The 14,417-nt window shown below is 49.5% G+C and carries 16 protein-coding genes; 7 read left to right on the top strand and 9 right to left on the bottom strand.

All coding sequences use genetic code 11. The features are described from left to right. The 7 genes from BMY16_RS11900 to BMY16_RS11870 form a co-directional block, all read left to right on the top strand. Nucleotides 1-457, top strand: a 457-nt coding sequence (locus BMY16_RS11900; protein WP_211839337.1) for a hypothetical protein, incomplete at its 5' end; no start/stop codon positions are given. A 2-nt stretch (nucleotides 458-459) separates the two neighbouring features. Beyond that, nucleotides 460-960, top strand: a complete 501-nt coding sequence (locus tag BMY16_RS11895) for a hypothetical protein (protein ID WP_091842723.1) — start codon at nucleotides 460-462, stop codon at nucleotides 958-960. 388 nt (nucleotides 961-1,348) lie between these two features. After that, nucleotides 1,349-1,702, top strand: a complete 354-nt coding sequence (locus tag BMY16_RS11890; RefSeq protein WP_091842722.1) for a phage antirepressor KilAC domain-containing protein — start codon at nucleotides 1,349-1,351, stop codon at nucleotides 1,700-1,702. A gap of 6 nt (nucleotides 1,703-1,708) precedes the next feature. Next, a complete protein-coding gene (locus BMY16_RS11885; RefSeq protein ID WP_091842720.1) occupies nucleotides 1,709-2,038 on the top strand; it encodes a hypothetical protein in 330 nt (109 codons plus the stop codon). Nucleotides 2,039-2,197: 159 nt separating this feature from the next. Further along, nucleotides 2,198-2,518: a hypothetical protein gene (locus BMY16_RS11880; RefSeq protein WP_091842718.1), complete on the top strand. Its 321-nt coding sequence runs from the start codon at nucleotides 2,198-2,200 to the stop codon at nucleotides 2,516-2,518. Nucleotides 2,519-2,555: 37 nt separating this feature from the next. Then, nucleotides 2,556-5,105, top strand: coding sequence for a BT4734/BF3469 family protein (locus BMY16_RS11875; protein ID WP_091842717.1), 2,550 nt, complete (start codon nucleotides 2,556-2,558; stop codon nucleotides 5,103-5,105). Nucleotides 5,106-5,151: 46 nt separating this feature from the next. Further along, nucleotides 5,152-5,634, top strand: coding sequence for a D-Ala-D-Ala carboxypeptidase family metallohydrolase (locus BMY16_RS11870; protein WP_091842715.1), 483 nt, complete (start codon nucleotides 5,152-5,154; stop codon nucleotides 5,632-5,634). A 33-nt stretch (nucleotides 5,635-5,667) separates the two neighbouring features. On the opposite strand, the gene greA is transcribed toward BMY16_RS11870, so the two are convergent. From greA to BMY16_RS11825, 9 genes are all read right to left on the bottom strand, one after another. Next, nucleotides 5,668-6,141: a transcription elongation factor GreA gene (gene greA, locus BMY16_RS11865; protein WP_091842713.1), complete on the bottom strand. Its 474-nt coding sequence runs from the start codon at nucleotides 6,139-6,141 to the stop codon at nucleotides 5,668-5,670. Nucleotides 6,142-6,218: 77 nt separating this feature from the next. After that, nucleotides 6,219-7,640, bottom strand: a complete 1,422-nt coding sequence (locus tag BMY16_RS11860; protein WP_139207215.1) for a tetratricopeptide repeat protein — start codon at nucleotides 7,638-7,640, stop codon at nucleotides 6,219-6,221. An 82-nt stretch (nucleotides 7,641-7,722) separates the two neighbouring features. After that, complete coding sequence (locus BMY16_RS11855) at nucleotides 7,723-8,685, bottom strand: PstS family phosphate ABC transporter substrate-binding protein (protein WP_091842710.1); 963 nt, start codon at nucleotides 8,683-8,685, stop codon at nucleotides 7,723-7,725. 15 nt (nucleotides 8,686-8,700) lie between these two features. Next, a complete protein-coding gene (locus BMY16_RS11850) occupies nucleotides 8,701-9,534 on the bottom strand; it encodes an energy transducer TonB (RefSeq protein WP_091842708.1) in 834 nt (277 codons plus the stop codon). A gap of 26 nt (nucleotides 9,535-9,560) precedes the next feature. Beyond that, nucleotides 9,561-10,226 (bottom strand): ExbD/TolR family protein, encoded by a 666-nt coding sequence (locus tag BMY16_RS11845; protein ID WP_091842706.1) that lies wholly within the window; start codon nucleotides 10,224-10,226, stop codon nucleotides 9,561-9,563. Nucleotides 10,227-10,233: 7 nt separating this feature from the next. Further along, complete coding sequence (locus tag BMY16_RS11840; protein WP_091842704.1) at nucleotides 10,234-10,851, bottom strand: ExbD/TolR family protein; 618 nt, start codon at nucleotides 10,849-10,851, stop codon at nucleotides 10,234-10,236. 46 nt (nucleotides 10,852-10,897) lie between these two features. Next, nucleotides 10,898-11,725, bottom strand: coding sequence for a MotA/TolQ/ExbB proton channel family protein (locus tag BMY16_RS11835; RefSeq protein WP_091842702.1), 828 nt, complete (start codon nucleotides 11,723-11,725; stop codon nucleotides 10,898-10,900). 184 nt (nucleotides 11,726-11,909) lie between these two features. Next, the gene (locus tag BMY16_RS11830) at nucleotides 11,910-13,103 is read right to left on the bottom strand and encodes a pyridoxal phosphate-dependent aminotransferase (protein WP_091842701.1); all 1,194 of its coding nucleotides are present in this window, start codon (nucleotides 13,101-13,103) and stop codon (nucleotides 11,910-11,912) included. 102 nt (nucleotides 13,104-13,205) lie between these two features. Next, nucleotides 13,206-14,417, bottom strand: a complete 1,212-nt coding sequence (locus tag BMY16_RS11825) for a bifunctional 3,4-dihydroxy-2-butanone-4-phosphate synthase/GTP cyclohydrolase II (RefSeq protein WP_091842699.1) — start codon at nucleotides 14,415-14,417, stop codon at nucleotides 13,206-13,208.

Below are 14,417 nucleotides of genomic sequence, written 5' to 3'. Positions count from 1 at the left end.
TCTGGGTGTGATGAGATTTGCTCTTGATTCCGTAACAAAAGAAATAAATAAGGTGGATTTCGAGCGGGTGAAGGGAGAATTGCCACCTGGTTATGAGTTCCTGACTGACTTCAATGTGCATTGTGCCGTTTTCAGGAGGATGAGTCGATGGGAAGGTCTTTACCTGATCATCGACAAAGAGGACTATGGGAAGTATGTTTGTCTGCACATGTCGAAGATGAAGGTGGCTGAACTGTTGGAGTTCTACAAGGTGGAGAAGCTGGTGGCGATGATCAACGAGGCCATCAGGAACCTGCCACCCGAGGAGCTGGAGAAGGCTCAGAGAGAAGAGGCTAGGATGAGGAGTGTATCAGTCTGGCCGATGATTAATCAGGCTTGTACGTTGCAACCCGTTTGGATAGAGAATAACTTTCATGGAGATATAGACAATTTTAATAATTATCAAAACCAACTGTAAAAATGGAAAATTTAGGAAAAGAGCATGTTGCCCCTGTAAACAATTTCTTTGGCAACATCAACAATTACAATGTGTATAATGCCCCAGTGAACTACAATGGGGGCGTGTATAATAATAATGGTGTAGAAGAAGAGAAATCTGCAGATCTCGTTCAAGAGGGTAAGACGGCATCGGAAGAGATGATGATCAAGGCTGCCAGAATTACCCAGCAGAATGGACTCTGGAAGTCTCAGCGTTCTTGGTCGGTAACATACATGGTGTATTGTATTTGGGGATATAAGGGAAGAGTGACGGATTTCCTTAATGATGTAATGGGATGGCCGAAAGAGGTTACCGATAGCGTAATTTGCAATCGCGATGCAGTAGAGAAGTTGAAGAACACTTATAATTTCTCGAAAGAAATCTCAGAATGGCGGTCTAATGGTGTTCCCGAACAGTACTGTTTGCTGGGTGAGGGGCTGGATTCTGAACTTATGAAAATGACACAAATACCAGAAGAATAAGACGCATAAAAGGCGCATTCGGCGCAAAGTAAGGCGCATTTGGCGCAAACTATGGCGCAAGCACAGACGTTTCTTGTCTGTGCTTTTTTTTGTGCCTAACTTTGCACTGTCAAACGGAAACAATGACTTCCAAACTGACAGTGATCTTTGACTTATTGATACAACAAGAATTCCAGAAGGCTGGAAGAAAAAATGAAAAAATGAAGTCTGCGATTAAGCGAGAGCAATGCAAAGCTTGCTTGGCATTGCCGAGTGTGAGCAGACTCGATGTGAAACATCAAAGAATGAAAAAATGAAAGGCTGGAAGATGTGAAACATCAAAGAATGAAAAAAAGGTAAACAAACAATTTAAAGGTCGTTATAAGGAAACGACGTAAAACAAAACAGAATGATGAAAACATTATTTTATGGTATTTCTGAGGAGGAGATTTTGAGAGAAGCAGAAGTGATCATCACTGAGGAACTGGAAGAGAAGAACCGAGGTAGCAGATTCTGCTTCACTCCGACAGAGATTGCTAAACTTTACAACATGAGTGGAAGTGACCTGAACTCGTTTCTGAAGGATCAGGGCATCATCCATAAACGAGAAGGAACCTGGTGCCTGACCAGAAAGTACATCCACCGAGGCCTGGCACGACACCGCTACATAGCTAAGTCCAATCAAAGCGGCCAGCTGAGAATCAAGGCCAATCTGGTTTGGACAGAGAAGGGAAAAGATTTTATCGAACAATTAATTAAATAAGGTATTATGAAGAAAAAGAAACCAACAGCCCGAGTGGACTGGAACATATCGGAGGGCGAACGAATCTACCGCCAGATGGAAGAGGCGATGCTTTCGGCTGACAAATCCATCAGAGGAACGGTGGCCATGAACTACGCCTTGAGTAAACTCATCGCCAACTACAAGCTGGCCATGCAGGATCTGGACATCGAAGTGAAGGACTATCTTGGAAGCATGGTAGACTTCTGGGAGTATCAGCTGCAGCATGGAGAGTCGTACGACCGCTGCCTCTTTGATGCCTTCACAGAAGATGTAAAAGACAATTACCTATTAGAGTTATTTGAGTATAATGCTTAAAGCTAAATAGGTAATCATAAAGCTTAATTCTTAATGCTTAAAGATTAAAGTATAACCTGAGTCGGAGGAATGAGCGAGTGGGAAAGTATCCGGATAGAAATTGAGCTCAACTGAAAAACACATCGCTTTCCAAAAGCTCACAAATTCGGCAAAAAAATTATGAAAAAATACATTGAAATTGAGGAGGAAGTTTACAACCGTATCTTAGCCGGTAAGTATGTTGACGGATCTATGCATAAGGCCCATCGTTCATCGATGTTGGTCTTCAGGGCATTCAACCGTAAGCCGAGAGTCAGAATCAAGGATCGCCTGATCCGCATGCTGGAGCATGGCTGGGTGAAGGAGAGTGAAGAACGTATCAAGGTCTATGAGAGCATCCCGAAGAATCTGGGCACACCCCGAGTGATGAACGTGCTCGAACGAGAGGTGAAGGAGGCGAAGAACGCCCTGATAGATTGGGAACTCATCGAGGCTATGTAAGAATGAAATAATGAAAGAATGAAGAAATGAAATAATAATGGGATTTAGTTATCAGAAAAATTTCTTTAATCCTACGCAGCCTGTAGACGAGGCCCAGTTTTGGGCCCTCGTCAGGGCGACGAAATGGAACGAGGTGATTGACAAGTTCCGAGAGACTGGCGACCAGAAACTGAAGCGCGGACTGCCCGCCTTTATCTTCCAGGCCACTTTCGACGAGACGGCATCGAAAGCAGGTAAGGTGGGGGCTTGGCGCAAACAGAGTTCCACGCGATTGACGGGTCTGGTGGTGATGGATGTAGACCATGTGGAGGATCCTCGCGAAGTCTTTGAGAGTTGGGGGTTGGCCCCAATGTCATCTCGACTAAGCGAAGCGCATGGAGAGATCTCTCCACTCACTACGTTCGGTCGAGATGACAAAAAGGAGGAGTCGCTTGGGATGACAAATCAGATTCTGCTGGTGTATGTCACCCCTTCAGGAAAGGGCTTGAAGATTGTCTTTAAGGCCGATGTGAAGAAGGGCAATCTTATCGACAACCAGCACGCCATGGCCGAGGTGCTGGGCGTGGAGGTGGATGAGAGTTGCAAGGATGCAAGTCGCATGAGCTTTATTTGTAAAGAATCGGACATTTTATTTATTAACAAGGAGTTATTTACTTATGAGAACAAAGATTTTGCTGAGAAATTTGAGCCTGAGTATCGGGCTAATCATAGTGGTGCTACTAAGGCTGTTGCTGTGGCCGGTAAGACAGCTAAACAAGGGACTGGGCATGAGCGGACGGTGGATGATGAGACAATACCGTTAACGTGGCGTGGTTATGATTTACAGAGTATTATTGATGCTCGGTATGCTGATAAGCTGCCATGTAAGGCAGACAGCAACCGACATACAGAGAGTCTTAAACTGGCCACAGACCTCATGCTTATGCTCGACGGCGATAAGGCCCTGGTACAACGAATCGTCGAAGCCCAGCCGTGGGTGCAGGAGATCATCGAAGAGCGCGATGAGAACGTGGAGCAGACGGTGGAATCAGCAGCGGGCTGCGTGGCGGAGAAGGAGAAGAAGTATGCTTCGTCGCTACCATCCAAGGCCATGCTCGAAGCGATCCGGAAATTCACGGGCAAGACGTATCAAGAGATAGTGAATGGAGTGATGGAGTCAGGGAGACAGGGGGCGCAGGACATTACTGAATCGGATATTGACCGTTTTCTCTGGGATTGGGGCGAGCGGATAGAAGAACTGTCGGAACACTTTCCGTTGCTGAAGGACATCTGCAAGGGATTGAAGCGGAACCAGTATCCCGCTGCCTTGGTGGTGAGCGGTGGACTGATGATGACGCTGATGACACGCTGCTCGTATCGCTTCTATCATCGCCCGGAGGAGTTGCGACGCCTGAACTGCTCGGTCCTGATCATTGGCGACCCCGCCAGCGGTAAGAGCTTTGCGACTCGCCTCTATAAGCTGCTGATGCAGCCTGTGTTCGAGTCGGACAAGATAGGCAAGGATGCCATCAATGCCTATCGTGAGGAGATGCGCACCAAAGGCGCCAACAAGGAGAAGCCGAAGAAGCCCAAGGTGGTGATTCAGGTTCACCCCGCCCGAACTTCGAATGCCCAGTTTACCCAAGACATGGTGAATGCGGTGGAGATCGTGAATGGCGAGCCCATGCACTTGCACATGTTCACTTTCGACACTGAGTTGGATAATACGTTGACGGTTCAGAAGGGTGGTTCGTGGATTGACAAGCAATCGCTGGAGCTGAAGGCTTTCCACAACGAGGAGGATGGTGTGGCCTATTCGAACAACGATTCGATTTTCCAAGAGTTCAATGTTTACTGGAACTTCATTTATACGGGCACGCCCATCGCCCTGAAGAAGAAGGTGAACGAGCAGAACTTCGGCTCTGGTCTGGCCACCCGCCTGACTTGCATCCCGCTGCCTGCCACCAATTTCCAGATGTTGAATCGTGAGCGAGTGGTGGATCTCGAGAGTGACGAACGCCTGAAGGAGTGGGCTTATAAACTCGACAAGACCAAGGGCGAGCTATCAGTGCAGAAGCTGGTGGATGAACTCTACGACTGGACGGAACGACGCATGCTCGATGCCCAGGAGAACGACTCGAAGGCCGACGAGATGCTGCTGAAGCGCTGCGCCTATCATGGGCTGAACTTCGCTGCGCCCTTCATCATGATGCGCCACTGGAGTGCCCTGAAGCAGGATGGCGACTACTGGACGGGCGAGTTTGAGACGGACGAGGTGGACTGGCGACTGGCCGAGCTGATCGTGAACATGCAGTACACCTGCCAGCGCCACTATTTTGGTGCCATGGCTGAGGCTTATTTCGACAACAAGAATCGTGAGATAGCCACCAACGTGCGCCATCAGCAGAAGACCATCGAGGCCTTCAGCCGACTGCCGGAGGAGTTTACTGCAGAGGACGTGATGCGTTGCTGCGGCGTGTCGCAGGCAACGGCTAAGACCAAGATATTCCGTCTGGTAAAGGACCGACTGATAGAGAAGTCGGAGGAGTTTGTCGAGAACGGCACTCTAAAAGCCAAGTATAAGAAAACCGGTATCACGATCTTCTGACGCGGTTACGCGGTTACACGGTTTCATTTTGAAAAATATTAGTTTTATGGAAAAAGCAGAATTGAATAAAACGATGCACCTCTCCGAGCACTTTACGCTCGGGGAGGTTACAAAGACGAGTGTTAAAACGGCGGGAGAAAACATTCCCAGCCATGTGGCGATTGAGAATCTGAAGAATCTCTGTGAGAATTGGTTGGAGGATTTAAGGTATTCTTATAATACGTTGTATCCTACCAGTCGAGATGACAATCCCATCATTATTACGAGCGGCTATCGCTCGGTGGAGGTGAATAAGGCTGTGGGCGGGTCGCCCACGAGCAACCACCTGACGGGGTGCGCTGTGGATATCCGATGCGAGGGCTTTGAGCAGGCACTGCGCTATGCGAACGTCCTCATGGACATCTCTGACGGCACGAAGCTGGATTACGATGAACTGTTCATCGAGCGAAGCAAGCAAGGCCGCTACTGGATTCACTTCGCGGTAAGGCCGAAGGACAACCGACGGAAGACGGCGTTTATACAGACGTGAGCGTAGTCGGATTTATTTAGCCATGGGGATAGGTTAGCCAAGTTGAATATTTTCGATACGCAGCTTAATCGTACCGGCAGGCACACGGACTTCCACGACATCACCAACTTCCTTGTTCAGCAAGGCCTGAGCAATAGGCGATTTGACGGATATCTTCCCTTCACGGATATTAGCTTCGTGGGGACTGGCTATTGTGTAGGTCATCCTACTATTGTTTGCCAAATTAGTCATCTCGACCTTACTGAGCAATTGCACAGTGCCTGTAGCAAGTCTCGACATATCTATCACACGTGCATTGGCCAACACTCTTTGTTTGAAACGTATCCTACCCAGCAAGCGCGACTGTTCACGTTTGGCGGCATGATACTCAAAGTTCTCGCTAAGGTCGCCTTTGTCGCGGGCTTCGGCAATTGCCTCTTTCACCTGAGGCAGTTCGACACTCTCCAGTTGACGGAGTTCTGCCACGAGTTTATCGTAGCCTTCTTGAGACATGTATTCTACACTCATAAAATCTTTTCTGTTTTTAGAAAAAGAAGAGGTGCTTCCATAGGGGAGCACCTCTTGCTATGGATGTAAGATAGGGATTACTTCAAGTTCTTGATCTCGAGAGCGGGCTTGTACTCGGGGTCGATGGCCAGAATCTTGTCGGCATAGTCCTTGGCACCTGCCACGTTCTTGTTGATGTAAGAGTTGAACATCATGTAGTGGTAGCTGGTCTTCAGCATCAGATCCTCACCCTTTGAACGGTCGGCCTTGTTGCCGAGGAGCTCGATCACCTTCAGGTAGTCGGGCTTAGCCAGAGAGTTCTTCATGTTGTCGTCGAGCTTGTTGTTCAGACTAGCGCGCATGTAGGTAGCGTATACTTCCTGGACGGGATACTTCTCTGCCAAGGTGCGATACAAAGCGATGGCTTTGTTCATCATTTCGAGCTTCTTCTCAGGAATGGCATCGCCATACTTTGAGTAGATGGTTGCCAGACCTTCGTGGTCGTCGAAGCTCATGTCGGGCTTGCTGTCAATGAACTGCTCGTAGTACTTGATGGCTTTCTCAAACTCCTGATCCTTGAGGTAAGAGTCGGATACGCTCTTCAGGATAGCCCAACGCTTGATCATAGAAGAATCGTTTACGAGCTCAAGGGCTTTGTCGTACTGAGCATACATATTTGCCTTATCCTCGAGGGCCTGATAAATCAGAGCGGTATAGAAGTGGTCGTACTCAGAGAACTTGGCACTGTCGGTCTCGTTGAAGTATTTGTTGATGTATGCCTTGGCTGCATCGTAGTTCTTCAGCTCATAGTTTGAGAACATGGCCAGACGGTTGAATGTCGGGTTGCGTGGCTCGAGCTTGATACCAGCCTCGGCAGCACGGAGGGCATCCTCGAAGTGACCAGTGAAGTAGCTGCAACGTACGAACTCGTTGAGGCCGCTCTTGTCGAGCTTGTTGATGTCGGCCTTGGCATAGTTCTCGTAGGCCTGCTTCTCATCGCCTGCCAGCATGTAGATGTGGGCGGTGAAGGCGTCGATGTCCTCATTGGGGCACTGGGCCTTCATGTCCTGCAGTTTCTTGGCAGCCTGAGAGGGGCTGATCTTACGATACACCATAGCCCACTTCTTGTAGCCCTCAGGATTCTTCGGGTCGAAGTTGATGGCCTGGTTGTAGAAGCCTGCTGCCTTACCACCATCGGTACCGTAGGCCGACTCGATATCACCGAGCAGCAGGTAGGCGGGGGCATACTGATACTTGGGCTTACCAGCCTCGTTGGCATAGCGTGCGAACTGAGCTGCACCTGCCGTGTCTTTCTGCTCGAAGTAGGCGCGGGCAATCTTCATCAGATTCTCTGCGTTCTTCTTGTTCTTCTTGTAAGCAGTATTTGCTAACTTGGCTACGTCGGGAGCCTTTGACTTAATACCCTGAAGAGCTGCGTTGAGCTCCTCTTCCTGTGCGTTTGCGGTGGCGCTGAAACCTGCCAGCAACACACCCATTACTAGATATTTGATTGCTTTCATAATTCTTTTGTTTTTAAGTTATACTTCATTTTATTTGTTTCTCTCTCGATTGTTTGACGTTTGAAAGCCCCATAGGTTTAATTTATTGCTTCTTGACGATGACATCTCTCACATTCATGTTGGCCGATCTTGGCAGCAGTCCGGAGCGCAGGATGATCTTCTGGCCCTTGGGCAGCTGGATGAAGTGGGTGAAACCTGTGGCTACGCCGTTGGGGCGCGGGTCGTTCAGCAACGCATAGATGGTGCGGCGCAAGGGATAGTTCCCGTTGTATAGATAGAACTGATAGGGCTTCCAACTGTTGTATTTCTCAGCAGTCTTCATCTTGGAGACGCCCATCACGGTAATATTCTTCTTAAAGGTGACGTTGGTGGTGTCGCGCTTGTCGTTGAGCCAGTTGCTGCCGATGATGCCAAGGGCATTCTCATGTTTCTCGACATAGTCGATCACTGCTGCACTAGTCTGGACAGCGCCGATGTTCTTGGCATTGAACTGCTGGCCTCCAAGGATGGAGTCTACACACCAACGGACGGTGCTCGACAAGGGATTGTCGAAGACTACGTCGATTTCGCCAAGCTTGGATTGCGGATAGAGGTCTTTCCACTGGACAACCTCTCCACGGAGTACACGGGCAAAGTCGTTGATGGTGATGCACGTGTCGGGGTTTACATTGTTGACAATGATGGCTAGACCGTCGTACGCGATGGGTATCGCTCTTGGCAGGTACTTACGGTCTACCAGGTTCTGGCGCTCCTTCTCCGTGAAGTCACGGGTGGTAAAGGCGAGCCAGGTCTCAAGCTTCATCACTTTCTTGACGGCATCCTGCTCATTGATGTAGACAGGAGTGATGGAGTCGAGGGTCTGTGTGGTGAAGTAATAGAGTTCCTCGTCGAGGATAGGGTAGAAGCTCTCGTCGGCAACGAAGTAACTGGCTGCTTTCTGATAGGCTTCCTCCAATTCAGGATTAGGCTTGTTCCCACATCCTGGGAACAAGCCTAATATCAGTGTTAATCCAACTAATTTTGTGAATTTGTTGAATGCGTTCATTACAGATTAATAGTATTACTGCAGACGGAAGGTTACAGGAACGGTGTACTTCACACGTACTGCGCTACCGTTCTGCTTACCAGGAATCCAGTGCGGCATGGACTTAACCACGCGCTGTGCCTCCTTGTCGAGTGAGGGGTCAACGCTCTTCACAACCTTGACGTCGGTGATAGAACCATCACGCTCTACGACGAAGGTTACGATAACACGACCCTGTACACCGTTCTCCTCGGCTACTACCGGATACTTGATATTCTTCGACAGATACTCGAACAGGGCTGAGGGACCGCCAGGGAACTGGGGCATTTCCTCTACGACGTCGAATACCTTTGATTCCTCCACCTTCGGGGGCTCGGGCTCGGCAATCACTTCCTTTGCCTTGAGCACCTCACCACCTGTCTCGTCGTTACCCTCAACGTTGAAGGCACCGATAGCGGTGTTGGTCTGCTGGAGCTCTTCCTGAGACTTCATCTCCTGCTCTTCCTTCACTTCGTTATCCTTCTTAATCTCAGGAACGGTGAATGCTACAGAGCTCTTTACGCGCTCAATCTCAATCTTCTCGGGCTCGGGCTCGTCTTTCTTCTCAACTTTTGCCTCCTTCTTCTCTGCCAGGCTGGCCAGCTCTACGTCGGCCTCGATGGCAGCATTCTGAGAAGCAATGTAGTTTTCGATAGATACCTTGGCAATGACAATGGCTGCGATGATGGCAAAGCCAATGAACATTGTAATCAGGGCCTTCAGATTTCGAACACCGGTGTTCTTGCGCAATTGATAAGCTCCGTAAGCCTGGTTCTTACCATCGAATACGAGGTCGACCCAGCTGTTGTCAATAAGATCTATTTTTGCCATAGTTCTTTCTTACTTTTAGGGGTTAATCATTTAACACCTGCCTTCGCGATGAGGTCCTTGTCTTCTTGGCTCATCTTGTCGACATTGTCAATGACGTACTTATCAATATTGCTAATCAGCATCTCGTCAAGAGCGGCTACCATGTTCTCGTAGGTCGCTGTGTTCAACGGGCGGATGATGACGGTCATCGTGGGCACCTTGCTGCCGTCGGGGAGTTCACCCTTCCTCAGCTTTTTCAAGGCTTCCTGATACTGCTCGTCGGTCATCTTCGAGTTGTACTCATTCTTCTTGGCATCGAGTTCCTTCTTGGCCAGCTTGATCTTGGCAATCGGGTTGATACCTTCCTCTGTGGTATGCTCGTTGAGCACCTTCTCAATACCATCCTTACCATAGGTGGTCTCCTTGACACAAGAGGGGTCGTCATAGTTGGGCAGACCAGCTATATACCATACCTTGTCGTTGGAACCCAGGTAAAGGGTGATGGTGTGAGAAGCCTTTGTAACCTGCTTCTGCTCTTCGTTCAACTGTGATGTGTCGTCGTTAGACGGCATGGTCAGCTGCATGGCCTGCGGCTTGGCCAGTGTAGTACACAGCATGAAGAAGGTGATCAGAAGCATCATCATGTCTACCATCGGCGTGAAGTTCACGCGGGTATCCATCTTTTTCTGCTTGGATAGATTCTTTTTTGCCATAATACTACTAGTCGTTTAAACGTTTAACATCGAGATTCGTAATGAGCTGGAAACGGTTCTCGCTCATGTCCTGAAGTTCTGACATCAACAGCTTGATCTTCGCATAGGGAGTCTTGGAGTCGCACTTGATGGCGAGCTTGATGTCAGGGTTCACATCGCGGGCCGCAGTGACCCACTCCTGGAATTCGCTCTTACCGCCCTTGATACTGTCAAGGGGAAGACCGAGCTTCTGGATGGCCTCACCCATTTTCTCCGGCTCAAGGCTCAGATAGGTGGCGAGCTGATTCATGGCGGCACCCACCATAGCATCCTCACGGAAGTGCTTTACCTGTGTGGGGTTCAGCTGAACACCGAACTTGTCGGTCATAGCGTCCAGCATTGCCTGCATGTTGTTCTTGTTTTCCGTACCGCAGAACACCTTGCCTTCTGGGGTTACCAGAATGTTCAGGACATCCTGCTCTGGAATCTTCAGCTCTGACACTGAGTTAGGCGCGGTGACAGATACTGGTTCCGGTGTCAAGAATGTTGAAGTCAACATGAAGAAACACAGAAGCAGCGTCATCACGTCTGACATAGGCGTCATGTCAATCCAGATGTCTTTTTTCTGTATCTTAATTTTAGCCATTCTCTATATGCTTTTTAATTGCTTATTAAAAGTGAATGGTTAAGAATTAAGCCTCGTTGTGGTTGGAATCGTAAGTAGCTGCTACTGTGAAACCAATCTCGTCCATTGCGTAGGTCAGCTTGTCAATCTTGTTTGAGAAGAAGTTGTAAACAACGGTAGCAACCCAAGAGGTCAAAATACCAGATGCTGTGTTCACAAGGGCCTCAGAAATACCGGCAGACAGAGCCATAGAGTCAGCACCACCACCTGCAGACAGAGCCTGGAATGATCCGATCATACCGAGCACAGTACCGAACAGAGCGGTCAGAGTACCGAGAGATACGATGGTAGCAACCATTGCCATGTTCATCTGGAGGGTAGGCATCTCAAGCTGAACAGCCTCCTCGTGAGCCTGCTGGATCTTGGCAATCTTAGCGGCCTTCTTCAGTGTGTCGTCGCCTTCTACTGTCTGGTACATGCTGATAGTAGAGAGAACCACGTTACCTACTGTACCCTGCATCTTGTTGCAGAGAGCCTTTGCCTCATCGAACTTCTGAGCCTTGATAAGGTTCTTGACATCAGCAGTAAACTTAGCCAGGTTGATCTTACCAGAAGCTGTGCGGATAGCGAAGAAACGCTCGATGCCGAGGCAGATAACGGTGAAGAGAAGGGTGAGGATAAGACCTACAACGAAACCTCCCTTATACACTGTACCAAGCAGGTTTGCGGGGTGACCAGAACGGTCGCCACCGATGAAGTTATCGGGGTTACCCATTACGAAGTACCAAACGCTGTAACCTGCGATGCAGCAGATAACGAGGATAATCCATGCAGCTTTTACACCCTGAAAGCCCGATTTTTTAGCTGGGGCTGCAGCCTTTGTTGTTGTTGCCATAAATTTGAATTTTAATTTTTTAGTTATTAAATGAATTAATTGTTTGTAAATAATCGAATTAGTGAGAGTTACGTCTTTTTATGTAGTTTGACAACTCTGCGATTCTCAAAATCACCTCGCAAAGATACTAAATTCGTTGATTATAACGAACGAATTAATAACTTTTAACTATGATTTTCTTGATTTATTTCAATTTTGTAACAACTTCCTTGATGCGTTTCATCGCTTCAATGATGTTTTCATCACTTGTAGCGTAGCTCATACGGAAACATTCCGGGTCACCGAAAGCATCACCTCCGACTGTGGCGACATGACCCTTCTCGAGCAGGTACATCGCGAAGTCGGTGGAGTTGTTGATGGTGGTCTCGCCATCGCTCTTTCCATAGAAGCTACTGCACTTCGGGAAGAGGTAGAAGGCACCTTCGGGCACATTGACTTCCAACCCGGGGATGTCCTTGGCGAGCTTCACGATGAGGTCGCGACGGCGCTCAAAAGCCTGGCGCATCGTCTCCACACACTCCTGGCTGGCAGTGTAGGCATATTCCGCCGCCTTCTGACTGACGGAGCATGGACCGCTGGTGTACTGGCCCTGCAATTTGTTACAACCTTTGACAATCCATTCCGGGGCAGCGATATAGCCGATACGCCAGCCTGTCATGGCATAGGCTTTCGACACGCCATTGACAATGATGGCGCGCTCTTTCATGCCTGGGAACTGGGCTATCGACTCATGCTTGCCGATATAATTGATGTGCTCATAAATCTCATCAGCCAGTACGAAGAGGTCTTCATGGCGGAGAATCACATCGGCCAGAGCCTTCAGCTCCTCCTTGTTGTAGACGCTTCCCGTTGGGTTGCTGGGGGAGCAGAGGATGAGCATGCGGGTCTTCGGGGTGATGGCTGCCTCCAACTGTTCGGGCGTCATCTTGAAATTCTGCTCGAAGCCTGCCTCCACGATGACAGGTTTGCCTCCTGCCAACAATACCATCTGGGGATAGCTCACCCAATAGGGGGCAGGGATAATCACCTCCTCACCATCGTTCACCAGCGCCATGACGGTGTTGCAGACACTCTGCTTGGCACCGTTCGACACGAGAATCTCTGCGGGCGTGTAGTGCAGGTGGTTCTCACGTTCCAACTTACGGGCAATGGCCTGCCTCAGATCGGGATAGCCGGGAACAGGCGAGTATTTGGAGTAGTTCTCGTCGATAGCCAACTTGGCCTCCTGCTTGATATGGTCGGGGGTGTTGAAGTCGGGTTCTCCCACGCTCATGTTAATCACGTCGATACCCTGTGCTTTCATTTCTGAGCTTTTCTGTGACATTGCCAGCGTAGCGGATGGTGCTAAACGCTGCAGACGATTGGATAATTGTGCCATATGTTTACGAAATTTTGTGCAAAAGTAAGCATTTTATTTTTGAATACGCAAAGAATATGCCACTTTTTCACTTTTTGCGGCGAAAAAGTGACAATCTGAGCATTATTTCAAGTGGAGTGTATGTCCCATGCGGTTCTTCTTCGTTTCGAGATAGCGGATGTTGTAGGGGTTGGGAGTCACCTCAATGGGTACATTCTCGATAATCTCCAGACCGTAGGCCTCCAGACCGACGCGCTTGACGGGGTTGTTGGTCAGCAGGCGCATCTTGTGTACACCGATATGGCGAAGCATCTGGGCACCACAGCCGTAGTCGCGCTCGTCAGGCTTGAAGCCAAGGTGTACGTTGGCGTCCACCGTGTCGAGTCCTTCTTCCTGCAGTTTGTAGGCGGCAATCTTATTCATCAGTCCGATACCGCGGCCTTCCTGTTGCATGTAGATCACCACGCCCTTGCCTTCTTTCTCGATGGCCTGCATGGCCTTGTGTAGCTGCTCGCCACAGTCACAACGCTTACTGCCAAGGATATCGCCCGTCATACAGGAAGAGTGGACGCGAACGAGGATGGGCTCATCCTCCTTCCACTCGCCTTTGATGAGGGCGAGGTGTTCCAGACCGGTGCTCTTCTGACGGAAGGGTATCAGGCGGAAATGGCCGTAGTCGGTAGGCATGTCCACCTCTTCGCCCACTTCAATGAGCGACTCTTTCTTCAGACGGTAGGCAATCATGTCTTTGATGCTGATGAGCTTCAGGTTCCACTCCTTTGCGAATGTCATCAGCTGGGGCAGGCGTGCCATCGTTCCATCCTCGTTCATGATCTCCATCAGCGCACCTGCGGGATAGAGTCCAGCCATACGGCAGAGGTCAATAGCCGCCTCTGTATGTCCACTACGACGGAGCACACCGTTGTCCTGGGCATAGAGGGGGTTCACGTGTCCGGGACGTCCGAAGGTCTGCGGGGTAGCCGTTGGATCAGCCAGGGCCTTGATGGTCTCTGCACGGTCGTGGGCACTGACACCGGTAGTACAGCCTTCGAGCTTGTCGATGGTTACCGTGAATGGGGTGCCGAGTACGGAGGTGTTGTCCTGCACCTGATGGGGCAGGTCGAGTTGCTTACAGCGTTCGATGGTGATGGGAGCACAGAGTACGCCACGGGCATTCTTCAGCATGAAGTTCACTTTCTCGGCAGTGATTTTTTCGGCGGCGATAATCAGGTCGCCCTCGTTTTCACGGTCTTCGTCATCCACAACGATGACAAACTCACCGTTTTTGAAGTCCTCTATGGCTTCCTCTATGGTGTTGAGTCTTGTTTCTTCCAT

Source organism: Prevotella sp. ne3005, from assembly GCF_900110085.1.
In the GTDB taxonomy this organism is placed as follows: Bacteria; Bacteroidota; Bacteroidia; order Bacteroidales; family Bacteroidaceae; genus Prevotella.
This window is presented reverse-complemented; position numbering and strand designations above follow the sequence as displayed.

Bases quoted from the DNA above. Each gene is read 5' to 3' on its own strand.
- BMY16_RS11895 (WP_091842723.1), top strand. From the start codon at position 460: ATGGAAAATTTAGGAAAAGAGCATGTTGCCCCTGTAAACAATTTCTTT.
- BMY16_RS11890 (WP_091842722.1), top strand. From the start codon at position 1,349: ATGATGAAAACATTATTTTATGGTATTTCTGAGGAGGAGATTTTGAGA.
- BMY16_RS11885 (WP_091842720.1), top strand. From the start codon at position 1,709: ATGAAGAAAAAGAAACCAACAGCCCGAGTGGACTGGAACATATCGGAG.
- BMY16_RS11880 (WP_091842718.1), top strand. From the start codon at position 2,198: ATGAAAAAATACATTGAAATTGAGGAGGAAGTTTACAACCGTATCTTA.
- BMY16_RS11875 (WP_091842717.1), top strand. From the start codon at position 2,556: ATGGGATTTAGTTATCAGAAAAATTTCTTTAATCCTACGCAGCCTGTA.
- BMY16_RS11870 (WP_091842715.1), top strand. From the start codon at position 5,152: ATGGAAAAAGCAGAATTGAATAAAACGATGCACCTCTCCGAGCACTTT.
- greA (WP_091842713.1), bottom strand. From the start codon at position 6,141: ATGAGTGTAGAATACATGTCTCAAGAAGGCTACGATAAACTCGTGGCA.
- BMY16_RS11860 (WP_139207215.1), bottom strand. From the start codon at position 7,640: ATGAAAGCAATCAAATATCTAGTAATGGGTGTGTTGCTGGCAGGTTTC.
- BMY16_RS11855 (WP_091842710.1), bottom strand. From the start codon at position 8,685: ATGAACGCATTCAACAAATTCACAAAATTAGTTGGATTAACACTGATA.
- BMY16_RS11850 (WP_091842708.1), bottom strand. From the start codon at position 9,534: ATGGCAAAAATAGATCTTATTGACAACAGCTGGGTCGACCTCGTATTC.
- BMY16_RS11845 (WP_091842706.1), bottom strand. From the start codon at position 10,226: ATGGCAAAAAAGAATCTATCCAAGCAGAAAAAGATGGATACCCGCGTG.
- BMY16_RS11840 (WP_091842704.1), bottom strand. From the start codon at position 10,851: ATGGCTAAAATTAAGATACAGAAAAAAGACATCTGGATTGACATGACG.
- BMY16_RS11835 (WP_091842702.1), bottom strand. From the start codon at position 11,725: ATGGCAACAACAACAAAGGCTGCAGCCCCAGCTAAAAAATCGGGCTTT.
- BMY16_RS11830 (WP_091842701.1), bottom strand. From the start codon at position 13,103: ATGGCACAATTATCCAATCGTCTGCAGCGTTTAGCACCATCCGCTACG.
- BMY16_RS11825 (WP_091842699.1), bottom strand. From the start codon at position 14,417: ATGGAAGAAACAAGACTCAACACCATAGAGGAAGCCATAGAGGACTTC.